General features: G+C 61.9%; 25 protein-coding genes. 10 read left to right on the forward strand and 15 right to left on the reverse strand.

Features of this window, described 5'->3' with window-relative positions:
* Nucleotides 1-5: 5 nt before the first annotated feature.
* The 5 genes from ilvC to BB347_RS09505 form a co-directional block, all read right to left on the reverse strand.
* Entirely contained in the window at nucleotides 6-1,064 is a 1,059-nt protein-coding gene (ilvC, locus tag BB347_RS09485; protein WP_076580897.1) for a ketol-acid reductoisomerase, read from the reverse strand.
* Nucleotides 1,057-1,725, reverse strand: a complete 669-nt coding sequence (ilvN, locus tag BB347_RS09490; RefSeq protein ID WP_076580899.1) for an acetolactate synthase small subunit — start codon at nucleotides 1,723-1,725, stop codon at nucleotides 1,057-1,059. The genes ilvC and ilvN overlap by 8 nt, the downstream gene beginning before the upstream one ends.
* Nucleotides 1,722-3,548 (reverse strand): biosynthetic-type acetolactate synthase large subunit, encoded by a 1,827-nt coding sequence (ilvB, locus tag BB347_RS09495; protein WP_076580901.1) that lies wholly within the window; start codon nucleotides 3,546-3,548, stop codon nucleotides 1,722-1,724. Before ilvB ends, ilvN begins: the two co-directional genes overlap by 4 nt.
* A gap of 362 nt (nucleotides 3,549-3,910) precedes the next feature.
* Nucleotides 3,911-5,152 (reverse strand): homocitrate synthase/isopropylmalate synthase family protein, encoded by a 1,242-nt coding sequence (locus BB347_RS09500; protein ID WP_170872003.1) that lies wholly within the window; start codon nucleotides 5,150-5,152, stop codon nucleotides 3,911-3,913.
* A gap of 416 nt (nucleotides 5,153-5,568) precedes the next feature.
* A complete protein-coding gene (locus BB347_RS09505) occupies nucleotides 5,569-6,162 on the reverse strand; it encodes a winged helix-turn-helix transcriptional regulator (RefSeq protein ID WP_076580903.1) in 594 nt (197 codons plus the stop codon).
* 121 nt (nucleotides 6,163-6,283) lie between these two features.
* Here BB347_RS09505 and BB347_RS09510 point away from each other — a divergent pair, with 121 nt between their 5' ends.
* Complete coding sequence (locus tag BB347_RS09510) at nucleotides 6,284-6,739, forward strand: ferritin-like domain-containing protein (protein ID WP_076580905.1); 456 nt, start codon at nucleotides 6,284-6,286, stop codon at nucleotides 6,737-6,739.
* 209 nt (nucleotides 6,740-6,948) lie between these two features.
* Nucleotides 6,949-7,239, forward strand: coding sequence for a DUF5779 family protein (locus BB347_RS09515; RefSeq protein ID WP_076580907.1), 291 nt, complete (start codon nucleotides 6,949-6,951; stop codon nucleotides 7,237-7,239).
* A 46-nt stretch (nucleotides 7,240-7,285) separates the two neighbouring features.
* Here BB347_RS09515 and BB347_RS09520 read toward each other — a convergent pair whose 3' ends face one another.
* Nucleotides 7,286-7,783, reverse strand: coding sequence for a YciE/YciF ferroxidase family protein (locus BB347_RS09520; RefSeq protein WP_076580909.1), 498 nt, complete (start codon nucleotides 7,781-7,783; stop codon nucleotides 7,286-7,288).
* Nucleotides 7,784-7,891: 108 nt separating this feature from the next.
* Nucleotides 7,892-8,578 (reverse strand): VOC family protein, encoded by a 687-nt coding sequence (locus BB347_RS09525; protein ID WP_076580911.1) that lies wholly within the window; start codon nucleotides 8,576-8,578, stop codon nucleotides 7,892-7,894.
* 83 nt (nucleotides 8,579-8,661) lie between these two features.
* Here BB347_RS09525 and BB347_RS09530 point away from each other — a divergent pair, with 83 nt between their 5' ends.
* Nucleotides 8,662-9,351, forward strand: coding sequence for a hypothetical protein (locus tag BB347_RS09530; RefSeq protein ID WP_076580913.1), 690 nt, complete (start codon nucleotides 8,662-8,664; stop codon nucleotides 9,349-9,351).
* Nucleotides 9,352-9,389: 38 nt separating this feature from the next.
* Nucleotides 9,390-9,812 carry an MPN domain-containing protein gene (locus BB347_RS09535; RefSeq protein WP_076580915.1) on the forward strand — a complete coding sequence of 141 codons (423 nt, stop codon included), beginning with the start codon at nucleotides 9,390-9,392 and terminating at the stop codon, nucleotides 9,810-9,812.
* Nucleotides 9,813-10,092: 280 nt separating this feature from the next.
* Here the strand turns inward: BB347_RS09535 and BB347_RS09540 are convergent, their stop codons facing one another.
* The gene (locus BB347_RS09540) at nucleotides 10,093-10,302 is read right to left on the reverse strand and encodes a ribbon-helix-helix domain-containing protein (RefSeq protein ID WP_076580917.1); all 210 of its coding nucleotides are present in this window, start codon (nucleotides 10,300-10,302) and stop codon (nucleotides 10,093-10,095) included.
* Nucleotides 10,303-10,437: 135 nt separating this feature from the next.
* Here BB347_RS09540 and BB347_RS09545 point away from each other — a divergent pair, with 135 nt between their 5' ends.
* Nucleotides 10,438-10,767: a DUF5789 family protein gene (locus tag BB347_RS09545; RefSeq protein WP_076580919.1), complete on the forward strand. Its 330-nt coding sequence runs from the start codon at nucleotides 10,438-10,440 to the stop codon at nucleotides 10,765-10,767.
* Nucleotides 10,768-10,955: 188 nt separating this feature from the next.
* Here BB347_RS09545 and aglJ read toward each other — a convergent pair whose 3' ends face one another.
* Nucleotides 10,956-11,972: an S-layer glycoprotein N-glycosyltransferase AglJ gene (aglJ, locus tag BB347_RS09550; protein WP_076580921.1), complete on the reverse strand. Its 1,017-nt coding sequence runs from the start codon at nucleotides 11,970-11,972 to the stop codon at nucleotides 10,956-10,958.
* Between the two features lie 90 nt (nucleotides 11,973-12,062).
* Entirely contained in the window at nucleotides 12,063-13,370 is a 1,308-nt protein-coding gene (aglM, locus tag BB347_RS09555; protein WP_076580923.1) for a UDP-glucose 6-dehydrogenase AglM, read from the reverse strand.
* A gap of 108 nt (nucleotides 13,371-13,478) precedes the next feature.
* On the opposite strand from aglM, the gene BB347_RS09560 reads away from it, so the two are divergent.
* Nucleotides 13,479-13,880: a VOC family protein gene (locus BB347_RS09560; protein ID WP_076580925.1), complete on the forward strand. Its 402-nt coding sequence runs from the start codon at nucleotides 13,479-13,481 to the stop codon at nucleotides 13,878-13,880.
* Between the two features lie 84 nt (nucleotides 13,881-13,964).
* Here BB347_RS09560 and BB347_RS09565 read toward each other — a convergent pair whose 3' ends face one another.
* Nucleotides 13,965-14,948, reverse strand: a complete 984-nt coding sequence (locus BB347_RS09565; protein WP_076580927.1) for an alpha/beta hydrolase — start codon at nucleotides 14,946-14,948, stop codon at nucleotides 13,965-13,967.
* Nucleotides 14,949-15,100: 152 nt separating this feature from the next.
* On the opposite strand from BB347_RS09565, the gene pyrE reads away from it, so the two are divergent.
* A complete protein-coding gene (pyrE, locus tag BB347_RS09570; protein ID WP_076580929.1) occupies nucleotides 15,101-15,628 on the forward strand; it encodes an orotate phosphoribosyltransferase in 528 nt (175 codons plus the stop codon).
* An 85-nt stretch (nucleotides 15,629-15,713) separates the two neighbouring features.
* Here the strand turns inward: pyrE and BB347_RS09575 are convergent, their stop codons facing one another.
* Together BB347_RS09575 and BB347_RS09580 are read right to left on the reverse strand one after the other, a co-directional pair.
* Entirely contained in the window at nucleotides 15,714-16,355 is a 642-nt protein-coding gene (locus BB347_RS09575; RefSeq protein ID WP_076580931.1) for a class II aldolase/adducin family protein, read from the reverse strand.
* Nucleotides 16,352-17,053 carry an HAD family hydrolase gene (locus BB347_RS09580; protein WP_076581691.1) on the reverse strand — a complete coding sequence of 234 codons (702 nt, stop codon included), beginning with the start codon at nucleotides 17,051-17,053 and terminating at the stop codon, nucleotides 16,352-16,354. Before BB347_RS09580 ends, BB347_RS09575 begins: the two co-directional genes overlap by 4 nt.
* A 253-nt stretch (nucleotides 17,054-17,306) precedes the next feature.
* Here BB347_RS09580 and thrS point away from each other — a divergent pair, with 253 nt between their 5' ends.
* The 3 genes from thrS (at nucleotide 17,307) to glmS (ending at nucleotide 20,810) form a co-directional block, all read left to right on the forward strand.
* Nucleotides 17,307-19,262, forward strand: coding sequence for a threonine--tRNA ligase (thrS, locus tag BB347_RS09585; protein ID WP_076580933.1), 1,956 nt, complete (start codon nucleotides 17,307-17,309; stop codon nucleotides 19,260-19,262).
* Nucleotides 19,263-19,462: 200 nt separating this feature from the next.
* Nucleotides 19,463-20,176 (forward strand): phosphoribosyltransferase family protein, encoded by a 714-nt coding sequence (locus BB347_RS09590; protein ID WP_076580935.1) that lies wholly within the window; start codon nucleotides 19,463-19,465, stop codon nucleotides 20,174-20,176.
* Between the two features lie 184 nt (nucleotides 20,177-20,360).
* Nucleotides 20,361-20,810, forward strand: coding sequence for a methylaspartate mutase subunit S (gene glmS / locus BB347_RS09595; RefSeq protein WP_076581692.1), 450 nt, complete (start codon nucleotides 20,361-20,363; stop codon nucleotides 20,808-20,810).
* 65 nt (nucleotides 20,811-20,875) lie between these two features.
* On the opposite strand, the gene BB347_RS09600 is transcribed toward glmS, so the two are convergent.
* Nucleotides 20,876-21,310 carry a universal stress protein gene (locus BB347_RS09600; protein WP_076580936.1) on the reverse strand — a complete coding sequence of 145 codons (435 nt, stop codon included), beginning with the start codon at nucleotides 21,308-21,310 and terminating at the stop codon, nucleotides 20,876-20,878.
* A gap of 163 nt (nucleotides 21,311-21,473) precedes the next feature.
* Entirely contained in the window at nucleotides 21,474-22,064 is a 591-nt protein-coding gene (locus tag BB347_RS09605; protein WP_076580938.1) for a 50S ribosomal protein L15e, read from the reverse strand.
* Nucleotides 22,065-22,115 lie beyond the last annotated feature (51 nt).

The following is a 22,115-nucleotide window of genomic DNA, read 5'->3' on the forward strand; positions in this document are numbered from 1 at the left end:
AGTCCCTAGTCGTCCGCCTGCACGCGAACGGACTCGTCTTCGTCGTCCGTTTCAGTGCCTTCATCGGCCCACGCGAACAGATCGCGCAGTCGCTCGCCGACTTCTTCGATCTCGTGGTCCTTTTCGGCCTGTCGAAGCTGCGTGTAGCTCGGTCGGCCGGCCTGGTTCTCGACGATCCATTCGCGCGTGAAGTCGCCGTTTTGGATCTCCTCGAGCGTCTCTTCCATGTTCTCGCGGACGTTCTCGTCGACGATCCGGTCGCCACGCGAGAGGCCGCCGTACTCGGCGGTGTCGGAGACGGAATCCCACATCTCGGAGTGGCCACCTTCGTACATCAGATCGACGATGAGTTTGAGCTCGTTCAGGCACTCGAAATAGGCGATTTCGGGCGAATAGCCCGCGTCGACGAGCGTTTCGTAGCCGTGTTTGACCAACGAGGTGACGCCGCCACAGAGGACGGCCTGCTCACCGAAGAGGTCGGACTCGACTTCTTCCCGGAACGTCGTCTCGATGACGCCAGCGCGGGTACACCCGATTGCCTTCGCGTACGCGAGTGCGCGCTCGTCTGCCTCGCCCGTTTCGTCTTGATAGACTGCGAGCAGACCGGGCGTGCCCTCGTCGTTCTCATAGTTTCGGCGAACGAGGTGGCCCGGGCTCTTCGGTGCGACCATCGTCACGTCGACGCCTTCTGGCGGCTGAATCTGGTTGTAGTGAATGTTCAGTCCGTGTGCGAACTGGAGTGTTTGACCCGACTCGAGGTTCGGTTCGATGGCGTTCTCGTAGACGTCCGCCTGAACGGTGTCGGGGACGAGGACGGACACGTATGAGGCCTGTTTGACTGCGTCGGCTGGCGTCGTCACGGTCAGGCCGTCCGCTTCAGCGGCCGAGCGCGAGGAAGAATCCTCGCGCAGGCCGACGACCACGTCGATACCGCTTTCGTGAAGATTGAGCGCGTGTGCGTGTCCCTGGCTGCCGTAGCCCAGTACGGCCACGGTCTCGTCGTCGAGCGTCGATACGTCTGCGTCGTCGTCGTAGTAGATGTCGGTGGTGAATTCGTCAGTCATCGGTTTGTGGTTGTGCGTTCGGTTGTTGGTTCGCCTCGTCGGCGGTCGATACCGTCGAACTGGCCGCGGCCGTGTCGTCCGTGCCACGCGCCAGCGCCGTCAACCCGGTCCGAGAGATCTCTCGAATTCCAAATTGGGTGAACGTCTCGATCGCCGCGTCGATCTTCTGGCGCGCACCCGTCACCTCGAACGTTGCTGATTCGGGACTCGAGTCGACCGTCTTCGCGCCGTACATATCCGCGACAGCGGCGACCTGATCCGGACGCTCGGCGTTGACCTTGATCAAGGCTAGCTCCCGGCGCATCGCGTCGGGCTCGAGCTCGCGCACGGCGATCACCGGCACCAGCTTTCGCAGCTGTTTTTTGATCTGGTCGATACCGGGATCGGGTTCTTCGACGACGACCGTGATTCGAGCACGGTTCTCGTCTTCGTCCTCGGTAGGCCCGACGGTCAGACTCTCGATGTTGAACTGCCGCCTCGAGAACAGTCCCGAGACGTCAGAGAGCACGCCGGGTTCGTGTTCGACCAGCGCCGAAATGACGGTGCGTCGAGGTTCGCGTTTCGCCTCGACTTCGGGGTCGATGCGAATGCCCTGTTTGTTTCGCCGGCCGGCCGGCGTCGGTCGCTCCTCCGGGGTCGGGCCGTCGAGACCCCGTTTCATAGTTGGTCCTCCGTCAGCGCGAACTGACCGTTGTCCCCGCCGGCCGGAACCATCGGGTAGACGTTCGCCTGCGGATCGATGTGGACATCGATCACGGACGGGCCGTCGTACGCGATGGCCTCCTCGATCGTGTCGGCGACTTCGTCGTAGTCGTCGATTCGGAAGCCGGCCGCACCGAACGCTTCGGCGAGTTTGTCGAACTCGGGCATCCAGTTGTAGTTCGACGCGGAGTGACGGCCCTCGAAGAAGGCGTCTTGCCACTGTCGAACCATCCCGATGTACTCGTTGTTGAGCACGGCGACCGTAATGTCGAGGTTCTCGCGAACGGCCACGGACAGGCCCTGCATCGTCATCAGGAACGAGCCGTCGCCGTCGATACAGACGACCGTCTGGTCGTCGTCGGCCGCGAGTCGTGCGCCGATAGCGGCCGGCAGCCCATAGCCCATCGTCCCGAGACCGTGACTCGAGACCCACGTTCGGGGTTCGGTGTACGTCCAGTACTGGCAGGCCCACATCTGGTGTTGGCCGACGCCGGTGGTGACGATAGTGTCGTCGTCGGTAGCCTCGTCTAATGCTTCGACGACGAACTCCGGTTGGACCGGTTCGTCCTCGGGTGCGTCGTAGGCCATCGAGTAGTCGGATTTCCACTGCTGGCACTGCGCGCGCCACTTTTTGGCCTGTGGTGAGGCCTGAACGGCGTCGGCCAGTTGTTCGACGACCGTTGCTGCGTCGCCGATCAGCGGGTAATCCGCGTGAATGTTCTTCGAAACCTCCGCGGGGTCGATGTCGACGTGGATGATCTCCGCGTCGGGCGCGAACGTGTCGATGCCGCCGGTCAGGCGGTCGTCGAATCGGGTTCCGATCGCCAGCATGGTATCACAGTGGGTGATCGCCATGTTGGCGTACCCGGTGCCGTGCATGCCGGCCATCTCCATCGAGAGTTCGTGATCCTCGGGGAACGCCCCGATTCCGGGCATCGTCGTGACGACCGGAATCTCGTGTTCGGTCGCGAACTCGCGACAGACCTCGCTGGCCTCGCCTTTGATGACGCCGCCGCCCAGAAGCATCACGGGTCGGTTCGCGGACTCGAGGCGGTCTGCTGCGGCCTCGACGATGGCCGACTCCGCGTGCGTCTGGACCTCGTAGGTGTCGGGCGTCTTCGGCGCGTCGGGTTCGCAGTCAGTCTCGGCTTTCGTGACGTCCTTGGGCAGGTCGACCAGCGTCGGCCCGGGTCGTCCTTCGCGGGCGAGCGCGAACGCCTCGCTCACGTCGCTCCCGACGAGATCCGGATCCGACGAGAACGTGTTGTCCTTCGTGACCGGCGTCGTGACGCCCGTCGTGTCGGTCTCCTGGAACGCGTCGTTACCGACGAACTCCGTCGGAACCTGTCCCGTCAACGCGAGCATCGGATCCGAGTCCATGTCGGCGTCCGCGATGCCCGTCACGAGGTTCGTCGCGCCGGGCCCAGAGGTAGCCAGACAGACGCCCGGCTCGCCCGAGACGATACCGTAAGCGTCGGCCGCGTGCGAGGCTCCCTGTTCGTGGGCCATCGTCACGTGGTAAATGTCCGAATCGTACAGGGCGTCGTAGACGGGCATGATCGCGCCACCTTGCACGCCGAAAGCGTACTCGACGCCCGCGTTCTCGAGGGCGCGAACGACTGACTGCGCTCCGTTCGTCACGGGTTCGGGCGTCGTCTCCGCGGGCGCTTCGGCGTCGGATTCGGCCTCGCTGGGCGGATCCGTCTGTGTGCCGTCGGTGGGATGGTCGTCGGACTGTGCTTCCGTCTCTGCTGGGGGTATTTTGGTTGCTCGTTCGCTCATCGATTACCTCCCGCCGCGGTGGAGGGGCCCACCGATCGTGCGTTCGGTGTATGCGCTGCTGTCATCTGTTGTATTGCGTGTCGCTGTGAATCCGATGCGACCAATTCCGAACCGAATCGACGAGGTACTAGAATAGGGGCAGAGTCGCCCCTACAATACGAATCGGGGCGTGCACACTCTCCGCGTCTGCGTGCGGATGAACCGAATCGAGTGTGCCAACCGTCATTATTGATACTGTAGCTCGCTCGAGGAACATAATGCTTGCGAGTCGAGCGACACCGCTCGTCGTTGTGACTCGCTTCGCGTCCGCTCGAGTGCCACAGCAGAGGCTCGCGGCCGGTAGCAAACGTAGTGGACATGCCTCAGATGCGCACCTCCTCTTCCTCCTCGCTCTGGCGGTCGACGCCAGCTTCTTCGGCGAATCGCTCTAAGTCGTCCACCGTTACCCGGCGCTTTTCAGCGCCGTAATCTTTGACTCGGCGAGTGACCGCCGTGACTTGCTCGTCGGACGGGGCGAACCCGCGCTCGCGAAGTCGTTCGCGAACCGAGTGGGTGCCGGTGTGTTTGCCCATGACGAGCTTGCGTTCGGCACCGACCATCTCCGGCGTCATGACGCCGGGTTCGAACGTGTCCGAGTTTTCGATCACGCCCGCGGCGTGAATACCGCTCTCGTGGGAGAACGCGTTGTCGCCGACGATGGGCTTGTTGCCCGGCGTTCCCATTGCACTCTTCTCTTCGACGATGTCGGAGAGTTCGGTGATGCGCGTCGTGTCGATTCCAGTATCGGTCTGGTAGAGCGACTCGACGGCCATCACGTACTCCTCGTAGGCGGCGTTTCCGGCCCGCTCGCCGATCGAGTTGACCGACACCTGCGCCTGGTCCGCGCCGGCTTCGATGCCGGCCAGCGCGTTTGCGGTGGCCAGTCCGAAGTCGTCGTGGGTGTGGACGTCGATCCGCGCGTCGGTGTGAGCAGAGACCTTCTCGATCATGGCTCGGAACCGACCGGGGGTGGCGACGCCACAGGTGTCCGGAATGTTGATCCAGTCGACGCCTGCCTCGGTGACCGCTTCGATCACTTCGAGCAGGAACTCCTCGTCCGTCCGCGTCGCATCCATCGGCGAGAACATGCAGGTCGTTCCCGACTCGACGATGCGTTCGACGGAGTCGACTGCGCGCTGTGCTACTTCCTCCCGTGTCGCGTGCATCGAATCCTCGATCTGAACGTCGCTGGTGCTCACGAACGTGTGAACCATTTCGACGCCGGAATCGAGTGCGGCTTCGATGTCCCCGTCGACGACACGGGCTAACCCGCAGGTCGTCGTCTGGGTCGATGACGCGATATCACGAACGGCCTCGAACTCGGCGTCCGAGTTGACCGGGAACCCTGCCTCGATGACGTGGGTACCCATATCGTCCAGAATGGACGCGATCTGCCGTTTGTCGTCGTAGGAGAACGAAGTACCGGGTGACTGTTCGCCGTCCCGGAGGGTCGTATCGAAAACACGTGCTGACTCTATTTCGTCAGTGGAATCTAACGTGCCCTGGAAGAACTCGACCCCCCTGACTGGTGTCAGAGGACGGGTTGTCTTGTGAAGACATTGTATCTGAAACCGACGTGCGACGAGGTATATAACTCTGGTGCTGTCACCGTCGTTCGACAGATCGCTCACACGATCGCTCGAGTCGTCGTGAGAGAAAATCGCAAGACATCAACGCCCTAATATTCTATTGAAACTACCCAACGGATATTATCACCCCTTCGAGAACGGAGGGAATCCGGGTCCGAGTCGACCTCCTCTCGACTGATTTGCTCGAGCGAGCGCTGGCGCGCGCACCGGTGTGGACAGTTGACCAGAACACGCAGAAGAATACGCCCGAAGAAGTTCATTTCCGATAGTAGTGGCGGATAATTCACTGATCGTAAATTTCGGCAGTGTAATTCGGACGAGTCGGCACCGATCAGTCGTTAGTGTCGACGACACCACAATTGTCGTCGGTCGCCGCCGACTACCGTTCACCCCTATTCGAGCGCCTCGCGATGCGATTCGTACTCCTCGAGATAGCGCGCTTCGCAGGAGGGACAACAGAACGTCTTCACGTCGCCGTCGACCGTCGTCGTCACGCCGTCGCCGCTGACCTGCTTGCCACAGACGACGCACTCGAGTGAGAATCCCGACGCCGAGAGCCCGGTGAACCGATCCGAGCGAGCGAGCAGCGTCACGTCGTACCCCGAGAGTAACGCGAAGTCGAGTTCGGACTCGAGCCACGGGCGAACCCTCGAGTCAGGGACCGTCGCGTGGACGATGATGCGCCCGTCCATTCCCTCGAAGACGGTGTCGACGCCCGGCAATTCGCTCGCGGCCACGTAGACGTCGTCGACTGCGTCCGGGGTGGCCTCGAGTTCGACCAACACGGGAACGTCGTTCCGAAGTTTCTCTCGGTCGACGTCGATCGTGAACCCGCGGATAACGCCCTGTTCCTCGAGTCGCGAAATGCGATCCGAGACGGCCGGCGGCGTGAGATCGACGCGGTCTGCGATCTCGTTGTAGGGTCGTCTCGCGTCCGCGAACAGCAACTCGAGAATCTCGAGGTCGGTGTCGTCGAGGTCGCGCATGTGTGTTCGGTAGGGAGGGGAGAGACAAGAGTGTACGGCGCGAACGTGTTGCTCGCCGTTCGATCGAACACGCACGCGCGTGTGGTCCGACTTTGGTGTTCCTCGTGGTAGCCTCGCCGGTATGACGACCGACGAGATCACCGACCTGTTGACCGAGGCGTACGTCGACGAACTCGAGACCGTGATGAACTACCTGACGAACGCCATCGTCCTCGACGGCGTCCACGCCGAGGAGGTCAAAGAGAGCCTCGAAGAGGACGTTCAAGAGGAACTCGAGCACGCGCGGATGCTCGGCGAGCGGTTGAAACAACTCGAGCACTCGCCGCCCGGCTCCGAAGCGTTCGAGGCGAGCCAGTCGAGTCTGCAACCACCCGAGGACACCACCGACGTACAGTCGGTCATCGAAGGCGTCCTCGAGGCCGAAGACGACGCGATCGAGACCTATCGAGCGCTCCACGAGGCTGCCTCGGACGCGAACGATCCGGTAACCGAAGACGTCGCCGTGTCGATTCTCTCGGACGAGGAGGCCCACCGAACCGAATTCCGTGGTTTTCACAAGGAGTTCCCACAGAACTAGCCGTTCAGTACCCGACGGTATCTGCGGGATAGGCTCACAGTCTCCGCGAGTGAACCAAGAGCGCTTTCGCTCGGAACGGAGAGGAGAGACTTTTGATCACCCGTTTCCCGAGAAACGCCGTGCTGTGTGGTGCAGCCATCAACACGGCAGGCCGTAGCGCAAACGGGTGGAGGCGAACGTTTTTCTCGTCACGGTTCGACCCACCCGGTATGAGCGATTTCGACCTCGACCTGCGAACAGTCGAGGAACACATCGACGAAGAACTCGAGCTCGAGGGGAGTATCATCCTCGGGGTGCTCGACGGGACGACGGACCCCGACGAGTGGCTCGAAGCAATATCCAAGGGAAACGTCCTCGTCCTCAACGTCGACGGGGATGTCAACGATCTGGCCGCCGGCTTCGCTCGCGACGTGAAAGAATCCGGTGGGAACCTCGTGCACTTTCGTGGCTTCTTGCTCGTAACGCCGCCAGGTGTCGACGTCAGTACGGACCGTCTCTAATCCGACCACTGCCGAAAAAGCAAATGCGGGTGCGCCGCTATCGGCGCTATCCGGCAGCCTCGAGTTCCTCGTAGTCGAACTGCTCGCCCATCTCCGAGAGCGTCTCGAGTTCGTCCTGTTCCTCGCGGAGCGTCTGCTCTAAGGTGTCGGCCGCGTCGTCCATCCCGATCTGATCGGCCATCGGGATGAGGTTGCCGTAGACGGCGATTTCGTAGTGTTCTGACTTCTGGCCCGCCGCGATGTTGAACCGGTCGATGGCTTGCTCGCTCGGATCTTGGTCCATGAACTCCTCGTGGGCGGAGATCATCCCCTCGACGACGGGATCTTCTTTCGCTTCAGCGTTCGCGTCGAGTTGCTCGAAGACGTCCTCGATGCGGTCGATGTGGATCTGAGTTTCCTCGCGGTGCTCGGCGAATCCGCTTTGCAGTTCCTCGTTCGAAGAGGACTGTTCGAGTTCCTCGAGCGCGTCGAGGAGTCGTTGTTCGGTGTAGTACGCGTGTTGTAGCCCGGATACGAAGAGGGATTGGGTTGAATCGATGCTCATGACTCCGTCTGATCCGACAGTCCTCCACTCGATAAACGGCTGGCTTGCACTCGGCGGGATGCGCTGTCGTCGCCGTATTCTGCCTCTCGCGGCGTTCTCCGTCGGCAGTCACGCTTCAGTGACTGTCAACACGTGGCCGTCCGGATCGCGAATAACGGCCGTCGTGTCGGACGCTCGCTCGAGCGAGCACACCCGTTCCGAGACGGCGGAAACCACCGCGTCCAGATCGTCGGTTTCGAACCCGAGATCCACGTGAACCCCCCCTCTCGCGTCCGCGAGACCGAGGTGTGGCTCCCACAACTCGAGGGCCATCGGCCCGTCCATCCGGACGCGTTTTCGGTCGTCGCCCACGTCGACGGTCTCGAAGCCCAATTCGCCGTACAGGTCGGCCGCGCGCTCGAGGGCTTCGACTTCGAGAACGACCTCGAAGATGCCGTCGATCCCCGGCCCGTCGACGGACTGTTGACCCAATTCGACGCAGTTGCCGTCCGGGTCGTACAGGTACAACGACCGACTCGACCCGAACTCGGCTTCCTCGAGGTCGTAGGTTTCGCTCAGTCGGTCCCACCAGTCGTCGTACTCTCCGCTCGGAATCGAGAAGGCGTAGTGAGTGTGCAACCCGCCCCGAGGAACGCCGTCCGGGCGTCTGAGAACGAGGTCGGTCGATCCCGCGGAGAACCGCAACTCCGAGTCGGTTTTCCCCTCGAGCGTCAATTCCAGCGTCTCCTCGTAGAACGACCGCGCTCGCTCGAGGTACTTGACCTCGAGGGCGAGCCAGGACAGGCCAGTGAGCATGTAGCCAGGTGTACACCAGACAGTGTCATAGAAGCGTCGCCGAGTGCACGTACGTTTATGGCCGAAACGACCGTATCGACGGTATGACCTTCCGCGTCGACGAGCACGCCAGCGAGATTCAGGAGATCGACCACTTCGACGGTGGTATCGGCTGGATCGCCCATCCCGAAGAGCGGATGAAACGGGCGAGTCACGCCCTCGAGAAAGACGGCGAGGTCTGGGTCATCGATCCCGTCGACGCGCCGGGAGTCGATAATCTGCTTACGGAACTCGGCGACGTCACCGGCGTCGTCGTCTTGCTCGACCGACACACGCGGGACGCCGAGACGGTCGCGAACCGGCACAACGTTCCCGTCTACCTCCCCCGATTCTTCGACGGCGTCACCGAAGACCTCGACGCGCCGGTCGCTCGCTTCTCCGACGAGCTTTCGGATACCGGTATCGGAGCCCTCGAACTCGTCGACAGCCGATTCTGGCAGGAAGCCGCGTTGTACGACCGCGAGGAGGGAACGCTCGTCGTCCCCGAATCGCTCGGCGCCTCGTCGTACTTCCTCGCCGGTTCCGAGCGCCTGGGCGTCCATCCGATGCGTCGACTCGTTCCGCCGAGGGATGCCCTCGAGCGATTCTCGCCGGAACGGATCCTCGTCGGTCACGGGGCTGGGATTACGACCGACGCACCGAGTGCGCTCGAGGAGGCACTTTCGACCTCGCGTCGGCGCATCCCGCGACTCACCGCGGGAATGCTCTGGCGACTCGGCCCGTTTTCAGGGTGAGGGAACACAGCTAACTACGACCGGCGTGTACGTTCGATGTGGTATACATCACGCGGGCACTGGTCGACGTACTGCTCGATCTGGCGAGCGACGCCGATCCGGACCGCGTGACGACGGGCGTCTCCATCACGCCGGCAGGCGAACTCGAGGGTGCCGACGGACTCCCACCCGAGACGCCCGTGTTCACGGACTTTCTGCTCCCCAATCTGGGAAACGCCGTCAACGCCGTCTTCGGCGTCGATCTCTCGACGCCGGCCAGACAGTTTCAGGGGCGGTTCGTCTCGCACCCAGTTCGCGAACTCGAGGTGACCAAACGAGACGACCTCGCACAGGTCGTCTTCGTCGCCGTTCCGCCCTGGGAGTACGGCGAGCGGACGTTCGCCGCCTTCGACCGTCGCGGCGAGCGACACCCACTCGAGGTTCTCGACGCACATCCGCCGGAGCAGTCGCTTCGCGGGTGAGTGGTCGGAAAATAGGGGCTCGAATTGCGACGTCCGTCCGTTCGGCCGACACTGGCGCCAAAAGCTGCTTATCCGCTCGGCGTCGACGGCCCGTCACCGATTATCTGGTCGATGATGCTTCCACGGTTCGATTCCTCTCGTTGGTCGTCTTCGTTCGATCGAGAGGGGAAATCAGGAATGTGTGGCATGCGAGTTCGACCTCCACGCGATCCTAGCCGCCTCGCTTCGGATAAACGGAGGGCTTACATGCAAAACGGGCCCGCCTTCCCCCGGTTTTCGCTCACTCGAGGTAGCCTAATCCGCGTAGCTGTTCGGTGATCTCTTCGAACTCGGCTTCGGTGAGCTCGCCCTGTTTCTGGTGTTGGATGACGATGCTGCGGAGCAAAAAGCGTGTGAGGTCGCTCGTGCTCTGGAAGCTGGTTCCTTCGATCGTGTCTTCGACGCGATCAGCGAGGTCCTTCGGGATCGACACCGTCGTGTATTCGGTCATAGTCGGATACTCCGTGGCCGTCGCCAAAGGCGTGTCGACACTCGAGGCTGGGCCTCGACGCGAGAGCGTACTGGAGCAGTGACAGTCGCGTCAGTCTTCGTAGCGGTTTTGCTTTCGGACTCATTACCCCTACGTATGGGAGTCCGGCCACCGTCGAACGGAGACGACGACGAACCCGAGAGCGTCGAGTTCGGTATCGCTGCTGTGGACGCACAACTCAGAGACGCTGACCTCTCGTTTCCGGCGACGAAAGACGACGTCGCCGCGGAACTCGGTCACGAACAGATCGCCTACGATGTCCACGGGAACACGGTCTCACTCGGCGAGATGATCGACCGAGTAGAGACCGGAGAGTTCCGCTCGCGTCAGGAACTGCTCAACGAACTCCATGGCCCCTTCGAGGAGTACCGAGAGAACAACTCCGGTGGCATGTTCCAACAGATGCGCTCGATGCTTCCGTTCTGAGGACACTCGAGGACATTCCGAGGATACTCGAGGTCGTTCTGTAGAACACTTTCAGAGGCTGCGTTCGGACGGGTAGCCGATTCGGCTGTGACCTCGTTCTTCGCCACCCTTTTGCCCACGGTCAGCACCGAGACCTTCATACGCGATACGCGTTCGTTGGATACCGCTCGCCGGACACCGTGAGTTCGTTAGTCGTCGTCGCGCTGTCGACTCCGGCGGGTGATCTGCTCGAGGCGACGGCGTTGTTCGCGATGGAGCGTGACGAGCATGTCCGAGAGGACGCCGAACATGAGCAGTTGCACGCCCAACAACACCGCGGCCGCCGAGACCATCGCGAGGATTTCGTGACCGATGCCGTATTGGACCCATCGCCAGAGGACGTACGTCGCGATGACTCCACCGGAGGCGATTCCGCCGATCCCGAGGCTCCCGAAGTAGAATAGCGGGTTGTTCGTCTTGGCGAGCGAGTAGAGCGCGAGGATGATCGTGCCGCCGTCTGTGACCGGGTGGAGGTTCGTCTCCGATTCGTCGGGCCTGGCGCCGTAACTGACCGGGACGACCGTCGTCTCGACGCCATGTTTGACGCACTCGACGGCGAGTTCGGTCTCGATCGTAAACCCGTCGGAGTCGAGCGAAAGCCGTTCGAACGAGTCGACGGTGAACGCGCGGTACCCCGAGAGAATATCGTCGTAGTCGGCCCCGTGTATGAACCGAAACGACCTGTTGATCACCCGATTGCCGAAGCCGTTCAGGGCCTTCATCGCGTCGTCGTCCATGTCCGCAAAGCGGTTGCCGATGACGTGCTCGTACCCCCGAGAGAGCGGCTCGAGCATGCGATCCGCGTCGGCGGGATCGTACGTACCGTCGCCGTCGAGCATCAACACGTAGGGGACGTTGACGTACTCGAGCGCCTCGCGGACTGCCTGTCCCTTTCCGTTTCCGGACTGAACGAGGACGTGTGCGCCGCGGTCGCGGGCGATCTCGCACGTCTCGTCGTCCGAGTCGCCGTCGACGACGAAGACGTTCGTGTATCCCTCGTCGTGAAACCCGTCGATAACGTCGCCGATCGTGGCCGCCTCGTCGAGCGTCGGGATGAGGATACAGACCTCGTCAGTGCTGATGTCGCGCGTTTCCTGACTCATGGCGATAACCTCGCCGTCGCCCACGGAGATATTCGGACCCGCGCGAACCGCATCATCATCCATCGGCAGGTATTCTGCCCCGTGACTGCAAAAGTATACTGATCGAGTTCTCAACAACAGTGTCACGAAAAGCGATCTGTCTCGATCGCTGGGTCACCAGGTCAGGCCCTCGTATGCGTCGAGCGTCGACTCGTCGACGTCGATTCGCCGCCCGTCGACGACGATTCGCTGGGCCATTCCCTCGAACGATAGCTCGTCGAACTCCGGCCAGTCTGTCGCCACGACGGCCCCGTCTGCACCCTCGAGTGCGTCACTGGCAGATCCGGCGAACTCGACGGTCGGGTACTCGGAACGGACGTTCTCGACTGCAACCGGGTCGTACGCGACGACGGTGGCGTCACGCTCGTGTAGCGTGTCGATGACGTCTAACGCGCGCGACTTTCGGACATCGTCAGTTCCCGGCTTGAACGACAGCCCGAGGACGGCGATTCGGGACCCCTCGAGCGACTCGTCGCCTTCGCCCGAGACGTGCTTCTCGAGGAGGTCGACGAGTCGTCGCGGCTGGGCGTCGTTGACCGCGACGACGGCATCGAGTAGTTCCGGTTCGTACTCCTGTTCGCGTGCCCCCGCGCGTAAGGCGGCGACGTCCTTCGGGAAACACGAACCGCCCCAGCCGAGCCCCGAGCGCATGAACTGGGCCGAAATTCGATCGTCGAGTCCGACCGCCTCGAGCACCTCGTAGGCGTCCGCACCGTAGGCCTTGGCGATGTTTCCGAGTTCGTTCACGAGCGAGACTTTCGACGCGAGGAAGGCGTTGTTCGCGTACTTGATGAGTTCGGCTTCGCGGATGTCGGTCTCGACGAGGTCGGTATCCTCGCGCTCTAAAATCGGGGCGTACAGTTCGCGAAGCGTCGCTCGGGCTTCCTCGTTCGTCGCTCCGACGACCACCTTGTCGGGCTCGAGGAAGTCCTCGACTGCCGTTCCCATCCGCAGAAACTCGGGATTCATGGCGAGTTCGAGACCGTCGCCAACTCGCGTTCCGGCGTGATCTTCGAGGACCCGGCCGACGACGTCCTCGGTCGTACCTGGCAAGACCGTACTTTTGACCACGACGAGGTGGTCGCTGTCCTTCGCGGCGAGTGCACGGCCGAGCGATTCGGCCCCGGCTTGCATGATCGCCAGGTCGAGACTCCCGTCGTCGGCCTGTGGCGTCGGGAGACAGAGGAAGGTGACGTCGGTCTCGCGGACTGCGTCGTAGTCGGTCGTCGCCCGCAGGTTTGCGCCCGCGTGTTCGGCGATTCGCTCCTCGAGTCCGGACTCGTGGATCGGGGCCTCGCCGGCGTTGATCGTCTCGACGATCTCCTCGTCGATTTCGACGTTGACGACCTCGTGACCGAGATCCGCGAGGCAGGCGGCGACGGTCGTTCCGACGTAGCCGCTGCCGACGATAGAAACGTGCATGGACGTGTCGAGGAACGCCCGTCGTTAGACGTTTTTGACTTCGCTCGAGGGATGGGCGGCCCGGTAGGTCGGGCGCTCCTTTTTGCGCCTTCCCCGTGAACAACCCACATGGAACCCCGAATCAGCATGCTCACGTTAGGTGTGACGGACCTCGAGGCATCGACGCGGTTCTACAGAGACGGACTCGGGTTGCCAGAGTACGAGTCTGAGGGAGACGTTACGTTCTTCGAAACCGCCGGCGCGTGGCTCGCGTTGTATCCGCGAACCGCACTCGCCGAGGACGCCACCGTTTGCGCCGACGGGGACGGGTTTCGAGGAATGAGCATCGCACACAACGTCGAGTCGAAACGGGACGTCGATACCGTCCTCGAGGAAGCGAGCGGCGCAGGGGCGACGATCCGTAAACCCGCTCGTGATACCGATTGGGGCGGGTACTCGGGATACTTCGCGGATCTCGACGGCTTCCTCTGGGAAGTCGCGTGGAATCCCGATATGGACCTCACGGGGTAGATGGATCGGACCGTGCTTCGGTAGCCAGCGTGGATCGTGTTCCGAGAGGCAGTCCAGATCGCACTTTCGGAGACGACCGGTCGATCACTCGAGGTGTCGCCGAAGGTCGCCGACGGCGTCGTCGTACGCCGCGTGGGCCTGGTCGAGGTTGACGGGATCCGAGATCATGCCGAAGAAGCCGTGGATCATGTCATCGTAGTTGCGATAGGTGACGGAGACGCCCGCCTCCTCGAGTCGATCTGCGTAGGCCGCACCGTCGTCGCGTAGCGGATCGAAGCCGGCAGTGACGACCGTCGCCGGCGGGAGTCCGGAGAGATCGTTCGCGAGGCGTGGCATCGCGTAGACGTTCCCTTGGTCGATTTCGTGCTCGAAGTAGTGTTCGCGAAACCAAGTCATGTCGTCGGTGGTGAGGAAGTAATCCTCGCCGTTCTCGGCGTAGGCCGCCGTCTCGGTGACGTCGCCCGTTCCGGGGTAGACAAGCAGTTGATAGGCGACGTCGGGGCCGTCGCGGTCCCGCGAGAGCAATGCTGTCGACGCCGCCAGATTCCCGCCCGCGCTGTCGCCAGCCAGTACGAGTCGCTCCGGATCGGCATCGAGCGCCGGCGCTGCGTCCACCGCCCACTCGAGCGCCGCGTAACAGTCCGTGAGTCCCGCCGGGAACGGGTGTTCGGGTGCGAGGCGGTAGTCGACGCTGACGACCGGATACCCCGTCTCCGTCGCGAGTTTTCGGCAGGTGTTGTCGTGCGTGTCGATACTACCGATGACCCAACCGCCGCCGTGGAAGTAGACGATCAGCGGTCGGTCGCCGTCTTCAGGCCCACTGCGTCCGTCTTCACTCGGTCCGGGTTCGTAAATCCGAACGTCGATCGCTCCATCCGGGCCGTCGATGGTTCGGTCGTCGACCGACTCGAGCGTGCAGACGGGGTCGCCGCCGACGCGGAGTTTCTCGAACATCTCTCGAGCCTCCTGTGGCGAAACCTCGGTGAACTCCGGTGTGTCGAGGGAGTTGTACATTTCGAGGAACGCCTTGATGTTCGGGTGTGGCTCCGGTGCGCGAGATGGTGTCATAACCCACTATTTTCATCGACGACGACAAAAAGATATCCTCGCGAAACGACCCGCGTCACGCTCGAGCGAATAGAAACTCACCGCAGACTCCGGACTCAAGGTGACGGCGAGTTCCACACCGTTTATTTCGGTGCGGAACGGCCCTTCGAGCAATGACGAACCAGGCACTCATCGACGCCTTACGCGAGGCAGACGCCGTCCAGTTCGGCGAGTTCGACCTCGCCCACGGAGACACGAGCGAGTACTACGTCGACAAGTACCTCTTCGAGACCGACCCGGACTGCCTCGAGACCGTCGCCGAAGCCTTCGCCGAGCGCGTCGACGCCGACGACAAACTCGCCGGCGTCGCACTCGGTGCCGTCCCGCTCGCCGCAGCGACGAGCGTCGCAGCGGGAGTTCCCTACGTCATCGCGCGCAAGCAGCGAAAGGAGTACGGCACCGGCAATCTCGTCGAGGGACGACTCGAGGACGGCGAAGAGGTCGTCGTGCTCGAGGACATCGTCACGACAGGGACCAGCCTCGTCGACGCCATCGAAGCGCTCCGAGAGGCGGGTGCGACCGTCGAGCGTGCACTGGTCGTCGTCGACCGCGAAGAAGGCGGTCGCGAGAACGTCGAAGCCGCCGACGTCGAGATGGAGTCGCTGGTAACGGCGAGCGAGTTGCTCGCCGACCGGGAGTGAGCGAGTAAGTGAGTAAGTGTGTGAGTGAGTGAGGGGGTGAGCGGCTGAATTCGCGCCACCGAATTGCCGTCTTTGCCGTCTTCCGTTACTGTCCGTACGATTCGAACTGCTCGAGGACCGTCTCGAGTTGCTCGTCGGTCAAGGGTCGGGGCTCGAGGCTCGCCGATCTGATCTCGAGGTACAGCCGTGCCAGACTCTCGACGTGGTGGGTGTTCTCGAGGGCGGTCTCGAGATCCGGTGCGGTGACGACCAATCCGTGGTTTTCGATGAACGCGGCGGTCGAGTCAGCCGCCGACATGGCTTCGACGATATTTTCAGCCAGTTTGTCGGTTCCGTAGGGGGCGTACGATGCGACGGGAACCCGTTTCCCGACCGCGACGATCATGTAGTGAATCGGCGGTAGGGGCTGGTGGGCGGTCGCCATCGCCGTCGACCACGGCGAGTGCGTGTGGACGATGGCACCGACGTCTTCGCGTCGGTAGATCGCGCTGTGCATCGGAACCTCGCTGCTGGGGGCCATCTCGCCGTCGCGTTGCTCGCCGTCGACGCCGACGACCGGCGTCTCCGCGACGTCGAAACTGTCGTAGGGAACCCCAGTCGGCGTGATTGCGAAGGCGTCGCCGTCAGTACTCTCACGGACGCTCAGATTCCCGGTTCGTGCGGGGGTCAGTTCGGCCAGTTCAGCAGCGTGTTCGACAACCTGTCGGCGCTCGGACTCGAGAATCACAGTACAACCTCCGTTAGTTCCTCGAACGCATCTATCCTGTGGTCGGGCGCTCGTCGCCCCTCGAGGGGTTCGTCCGGGTCGGCGTTCCAGAGCACCGTCTCGAGGCCGACCGCGTTCGCGCCGAGGATATCTGCTTCGACGTCGTCACCGACCATCACGGCTTCCGAGGGCCGACACTCGAGTCGGGCCAGCGGCAGGGTGAACATCACCGATCCCGGCTTCTCTCGACCCGTCTCCTCGGAGGTGAGCAGGAGGTCGATGTACGGCTCGAGTCCCAGTTTCTCGACTTTCGCGAGTTGAATTCGAGTCGTCAGGTTGGTCGTGATAGCGACGTCGATTCCCGCCGACTGCAGCGTCTCGAGGGTCTCCTCGACGGCGGGGAAGAGCGTCATCTCCTCGAGGTAGGCCTCCCAGAACGCGTCACCGAGCGCCAGGGCGTCACCGGGTCTCGATTCGTCGGTAAGTTCCTCGAGCGCGCGCTTGAAGTAGATGAACCGCTCGTGGGTAGCCGCCGTTCCCGAGAGTTCGCGTTTGACTTCCGTGCGACCGGTCTGGTAGAAGTCCTCGAACGACTCGCGGTCGAAGTCGTAGCCGAACTCGCGGGCGGTTTTGCGGGCCGCCTCGAGGCCCGCATCCCGGCAGGGCGAGTATGGATACAACGTGTCGTCGAGGTCGAAGAGCACGGCGTTTGCCATCATACACCTCAGTGAGTCACGAGGCGAAAAACGAGTATCGGTCCGAAACGTCGACTCGTAGACCATCACAACGCTTTTATCCCGCTCGAGACAACTCGTAGCTACGATGGTAGGTGTCCGCTTTACAGGGGCTCTCGCCCGCTTCTAACTCTCACCTGCTGCTCGCTGTGTCAGATCGGATTCACAGTCGAGTGGTACCCGCGGACGCTCGACCGAACTTCTCTGTGAAGTTCACCACCCAGCGATAGCGATACCAATGTCAGAATCAGATTCCCACTCCCAAGAACAGATTACGGTCGTACTGCCAGACGGATCCGAACTCGCAGTCGCCCCCGACGCGACGGTTGAGGACTGTGCCTACGAGATCGGTCCCGGTCTCGGCCGCGACACGGTCGCCGGGAAACTCGACGGCGACCTCGTCGCCAAAGAAGCACCCGTCTACGACGGCGTCGAACTCGAGATCGTCACCGACGGAAGCGAGGAGGCCCTCGAGGTTATGCGTCACTCGGCGTCACACTGCCTCGCACAGGCCGTCGAGCGACTGTACGACGCCGAGGAGGTCAAACTGGCCATCGGCCCGCCGACGGACGAGGGCTTTTACTATGACTTCGACAACCTCGAGATCGACGAGGAAGACCTCGTCGATCTCGAGCGAGAGATCGAGGAGATCATCGCGGAAGACTACGAGATCGAGCGCGAGGACGTCTCGATCGAAGAGGCTGAGGAACGACTCGCCGACGAACCGTACAAACTCGAACTCCTCTCTGAGTTCGCCGACGAGAACGACACCGTCTCGTTCTACAAACAGGGCGAGTGGGAAGACCTCTGTGCCGGCCCGCACGTCGACTCGACCGGCGAAATCGGCGTCGTGAAACTGCTCGAGATCGCTGGCGCGTACTGGCGCGGCGACGAGGAGAACACGATGCAGACGCGAATCTACGGGACGGCCTTCGAGGACGAAAGCGACTTGGAAGAGTTCCTCGAGCGCAAGGAAGAAGCCGAAAAGCGAGATCACCGCCGCATCGGCAACGAGATGAACCTCTTCTCGATCCAGGACGTGACCGGTCCCGGCCTCCCGCTCTATCACCCGCCGGGGAAGACGATTCTGAAGGAACTCGAGGACTTCGTCGAGGATCTCAACCAAGAGGCGGGCTACGACTACGTCGAGACGCCCCACGTCTTCAAGACGGATCTCTGGCACCGCTCTGGTCACTACGAGAACTACGCCGACGACATGTTCATCTTCGACGTCGGCGACGACGAGTTCGGCCTGAAGCCGATGAACTGCCCCGGTCACGCCGCCATCTTCCAGGACCAATCCTGGTCGTACCGTGATCTACCGATTCGCTACGCCGAGAACGGCAAAGTGTACCGAAAGGAACAGCGCGGAGAGTTGTCGGGGCTCTCTCGCGTCTGGGCCTTTACGATCGACGACGGTCACCTGTTCATCCGTCCCAACCAGATCCGCAGCGAAGTCGAACAGATCATGGACATGATCACGGACGTCTTGGAGACGTTCGACCTCGACTACGAGATGGCGCTCGCGACGCGCCCCGAGAAGTCCGTCGGCAGCGACGAAATCTGGGAACGCGCGGAGGAACAACTCGAGAACGTCCTCGAGGCGCGCAATCAGGAGTACGAAATCGAGGAGGGTGACGGCGCGTTCTACGGCCCGAAGATCGACTTCGCGTTCGAGGACGCGATCGGTCGTTCGTGGGACGGCCCGACGGTCCAACTCGACTTCAACATGCCCGAGCGCTTCGACCTCGACTACGTCGGCGAAGACAACGAGGAACACCAACCCGTCATGATCCACCGCGCGCTCTACGGCAGCTACGAGCGCTTCTTCATGATGCTCATCGAGCACTACGAGGGACGGTTCCCGCTGTGGCTCGCACCCGAGCAGGTTCGCGTGCTCCCGATTTCGGACAACAACCTCGGCTACGCCCACCGGGTCGCCAACGAGTTCGACGACTTCCGCGTCGAAGTCGACGGTCGAGATTCGACGTTAGAACGCAAGATCCGTGCAGCCCACGACGACCGCGTCCCCTATCAGATCATCGTCGGCGACAACGAGGAAGCAGACGGCAATATCTCGGTCCGGGATCGCTTCGAGGATCAGGAGTACGACGTCGGAATCGAGGAATTCAGGGGCCACCTCGAGAGCGAGCGAGCAGAACAGCGGACCGAACCGGACTTCCTGCAGGAGTAACACTCTCGCCACCACGGTCTGCCACTTACGAATTACCACGGTCTGAAACACCTGTGAAACGACAGAGGCGCGGACGCGCTACTCACGGTCTCGTGACTCGATACAAAATCCTACGTGCGTGATATCTAATCACATACGTGGGGATCTGAGCGAACAACTCGATCGAAATACCCATACTTGCAGGATCGTGCATACTAGTTATGAACCGCGCCGAGAAAGCCGCCCTTCAGCTTCGGGCGGTAGATGTCTTGCGAATGTTAAAAGAGACGAGAACGTACGACGAACTCGCCGAGACGACGGGGCTACCGGCGGGAGATCTCAACCGCTACGTCAATGGCCACGTCCTTCCGGGAACCGAACGCGCACGAGACGTCGTCGAAGAACTCGGCCACGAAGCCCTGAGTGGGGAACTCGAGGCGCGTATTCGCGTCGACGACGAAGGCTACGTGGACAACTCCGCTGCGGTCTTCGATCAGCCGTTTCTCGACCTCGTCGCCCCCGTCGTCGCCAACGGGTTCGACTTCGAGCGACCCGACGTGGTTCTCACGGCCGCAACGGACGGAATTACGCTCGCTGCGTCGCTCGCGAGTTACTACGGAACTCGGTGTGTCTACGCGAAAAAGCGAAAGGAGACCGCCGTCGAGGAGTTCATCGAGGCTCGAGAGCGCCTCCAATCCGGAATCGAACTCACCTACTATCTCCCCGAATCGGCGATCGACGACGGTGACGCGGTGCTCGTCGTCGACGACCTCATCCGCTCGGGTGAGACACAAGAGCTGTTGCTCGATATCGTCGAGACTGCCGACGCCGACGCCGCCGGCGTGTTCGCACTCATCGCAGCGGGTGAAGAAGGAATGCATCGCGCCCGCGAGCAAACTGATGCGCCAGTCGGTGCCCTGACGACCGTCTACTGATCTACGCCGTCGCGTATCGGTACCCCGAATCGACCGACGGTCGCCAATTCAGGGCCACGAGCATCGGTCGCTGTCGAATTACCGTTGGTTCTCGTTTCGATCGTGAATGGGGAGTGTGCGAACGGCTAGCACATTATTAATCATTAGGTTTATGGTGGTCCCCGTCTTCGGTGGGAGTACGACCATGACGAAGACAGTCATCCTCGGCGTGATTGGGTCCGACGCCCACGTCGTCGGAATCACCATCTTAGAACGAGCGTTTGAGGCGGCCGGATTCGACGTCATCAACCTCGGCGTGCAAACGTCCCAGGAGGATTTCGTCGACGCCGCAACCGAGCACGACGCAGAGGCTGTACTCGTCTCCTCCCTCTACGGTCACGCGAAACAGGACTGTGAGGGCTTCCACCAGCAGATCGTCGACGCCGGACTCGAGGACGTCACGACCTATATCGGAGGCAACCTCGCCGTCGGTCAGGACGACTTCGAGAACACTCGAAAACACTTCCGAGAGATGGGCTTCGACCGGGTCTTCAACTCCGAAACCGATCCCGAAGACGCGATCGAAGCACTGCGTGCCGATCTGGACATGCGCTCTTCGGAATCCGAACGAGAAAGCCAAACGATTTCCGCATAACGAGGCGTACAGCCTCGCCTCGAGTCCGTTAGGAGAGAGAACGCGAGCGGTAGGTGGATTCGGTGTTATCGGACGATCGTAACTGGAACCGGTGAGCGACGAGCGACCTTTTCTGCGACGCTTCCGAGGAGAATTCGACTCGCACCCGTTCGTCCGTGGCTTCCGACGGCGACGTGGTCGACGTCGTGTTCGTCGGCGTACTCGACGATCGATCGAGAAATGCCGCCGATGACCTGATCCGTTTCGATATCGACGTCGTACTCACTCGCCTGGGCTTTCGCCTGCTCTAAGAGGTTCTCTGCTTGGGTTTCCTGATGTTGTTGAATCTCGTCGTAGTTCGCCATCGCACCGCCTTCGATCCCCGTCGCGGCGTAGAAATCACCCGGATCGAGGACGTGCAACGCCGTAATCGTGGCATTCGGGTACTCCTGACAGGCGAACTCGAGTGCCTGCATCGAACGGTTCGAGTCGTCTACGGGAACGAGGACATGTTGTGCCATGTGTCCAGAAATAGGCCGTCCATCAAGATAAGCCCCGGGTTCGTTTCGGCATTCGACACTCTCGGTCGAATACGTTCGTTTCGCCACGGTTGGCTCTCGCCGAAGCTGATTCGTTCTCGAGTCCGAAAAGCGAAATCTGCAGTAATCTTGAATCTCGACGGCGTTACTTGCCGCGACCCTTGCCGCCGTTGTTCGACGGACGGACCTTCTCGGCACCCGTGCCACGGTTGTTGAGTCCGCGGTTTGCCTTGCCCGCGTTGGTCAGGCCACGGAACGCACGGTTCTGGTGGCTGTTGCCACAGATCCAGTTGAGGTCGTCGTCGTTTTCGATCGCCGGGTGATTCGGATCGACGAGGATCGCTTCGAACCACTTCTGGGAGCCGTCTTCGCCAACCCAGTAGCTGTTGAGCACGCGCAGGTTGGGGTACTTTCGCGAGACGCGTTCCTCACCGATACGCTGGATGTTCTTGCGCCGTCCGATACGGTTGACACCCTGGCGTTTCGTTCGGCGACCGGCGGTGAAACGCTCTTTGCGAGCCGTCCCTTTCCGAACCGAGACGCGAACCACGATGATTCCCTGTTTGGCCTTGTAACCGAGTTCTCGAGCCTTGTCGAGGCGCGTCGGTCGATCGATACGCTCGATTGCGCCCTGATCGCGCCACTCCTGTTTTCGCTGCCACTGCAGTTCGCCGAGTTTGCCGTCGTCGGGGTCTTTCCACGCGTCCTTGATGTGGGAATAGAAGCTTTTTGCCATTGGTATTCACCGCGGGCGTTTCCTGGTTCAATCCCGACCGGGGCCGATTCC

Source organism: Natronorubrum daqingense, from assembly GCF_001971705.1.
GTDB classification, from domain to species: Archaea; Halobacteriota; Halobacteria; order Halobacteriales; family Natrialbaceae; genus Natronorubrum; species Natronorubrum daqingense.

What these genes read in the sequence shown, in the direction of transcription:
- BB347_RS09515 (WP_076580907.1), top strand. Translation starts at nt 6,949, where the DNA reads ATGAGCGATTTCGACCTCGACCTGCGAACAGTCGAGGAACACATCGAC.
- ilvC (WP_076580897.1), bottom strand. Translation starts at nt 1,064, where the DNA reads ATGACTGACGAATTCACCACCGACATCTACTACGACGACGACGCAGAC.
- BB347_RS09540 (WP_076580917.1), bottom strand. Translation starts at nt 10,302, where the DNA reads ATGACCGAATACACGACGGTGTCGATCCCGAAGGACCTCGCTGATCGC.
- BB347_RS09520 (WP_076580909.1), bottom strand. Translation starts at nt 7,783, where the DNA reads ATGAGCATCGATTCAACCCAATCCCTCTTCGTATCCGGGCTACAACAC.
- BB347_RS09530 (WP_076580913.1), top strand. Translation starts at nt 8,662, where the DNA reads ATGACCTTCCGCGTCGACGAGCACGCCAGCGAGATTCAGGAGATCGAC.
- pyrE (WP_076580929.1), top strand. Translation starts at nt 15,101, where the DNA reads ATGACGAACCAGGCACTCATCGACGCCTTACGCGAGGCAGACGCCGTC.
- BB347_RS09605 (WP_076580938.1), bottom strand. Translation starts at nt 22,064, where the DNA reads ATGGCAAAAAGCTTCTATTCCCACATCAAGGACGCGTGGAAAGACCCC.
- thrS (WP_076580933.1), top strand. Translation starts at nt 17,307, where the DNA reads ATGTCAGAATCAGATTCCCACTCCCAAGAACAGATTACGGTCGTACTG.
- aglJ (WP_076580921.1), bottom strand. Translation starts at nt 11,972, where the DNA reads ATGGATGATGATGCGGTTCGCGCGGGTCCGAATATCTCCGTGGGCGAC.
- BB347_RS09600 (WP_076580936.1), bottom strand. Translation starts at nt 21,310, where the DNA reads ATGGCACAACATGTCCTCGTTCCCGTAGACGACTCGAACCGTTCGATG.
- BB347_RS09580 (WP_076581691.1), bottom strand. Translation starts at nt 17,053, where the DNA reads ATGATGGCAAACGCCGTGCTCTTCGACCTCGACGACACGTTGTATCCA.
- ilvB (WP_076580901.1), bottom strand. Translation starts at nt 3,548, where the DNA reads ATGAGCGAACGAGCAACCAAAATACCCCCAGCAGAGACGGAAGCACAG.
- BB347_RS09505 (WP_076580903.1), bottom strand. Translation starts at nt 6,162, where the DNA reads ATGCGCGACCTCGACGACACCGACCTCGAGATTCTCGAGTTGCTGTTC.
- BB347_RS09565 (WP_076580927.1), bottom strand. Translation starts at nt 14,948, where the DNA reads ATGACACCATCTCGCGCACCGGAGCCACACCCGAACATCAAGGCGTTC.
- glmS (WP_076581692.1), top strand. Translation starts at nt 20,361, where the DNA reads ATGACGAAGACAGTCATCCTCGGCGTGATTGGGTCCGACGCCCACGTC.
- BB347_RS09510 (WP_076580905.1), top strand. Translation starts at nt 6,284, where the DNA reads ATGACGACCGACGAGATCACCGACCTGTTGACCGAGGCGTACGTCGAC.
- BB347_RS09525 (WP_076580911.1), bottom strand. Translation starts at nt 8,578, where the DNA reads ATGCTCACTGGCCTGTCCTGGCTCGCCCTCGAGGTCAAGTACCTCGAG.
- ilvN (WP_076580899.1), bottom strand. Translation starts at nt 1,725, where the DNA reads ATGAAACGGGGTCTCGACGGCCCGACCCCGGAGGAGCGACCGACGCCG.
- aglM (WP_076580923.1), bottom strand. Translation starts at nt 13,370, where the DNA reads ATGCACGTTTCTATCGTCGGCAGCGGCTACGTCGGAACGACCGTCGCC.
- BB347_RS09545 (WP_076580919.1), top strand. Translation starts at nt 10,438, where the DNA reads ATGGGAGTCCGGCCACCGTCGAACGGAGACGACGACGAACCCGAGAGC.
- BB347_RS09590 (WP_076580935.1), top strand. Translation starts at nt 19,463, where the DNA reads ATGAACCGCGCCGAGAAAGCCGCCCTTCAGCTTCGGGCGGTAGATGTC.
- BB347_RS09560 (WP_076580925.1), top strand. Translation starts at nt 13,479, where the DNA reads ATGGAACCCCGAATCAGCATGCTCACGTTAGGTGTGACGGACCTCGAG.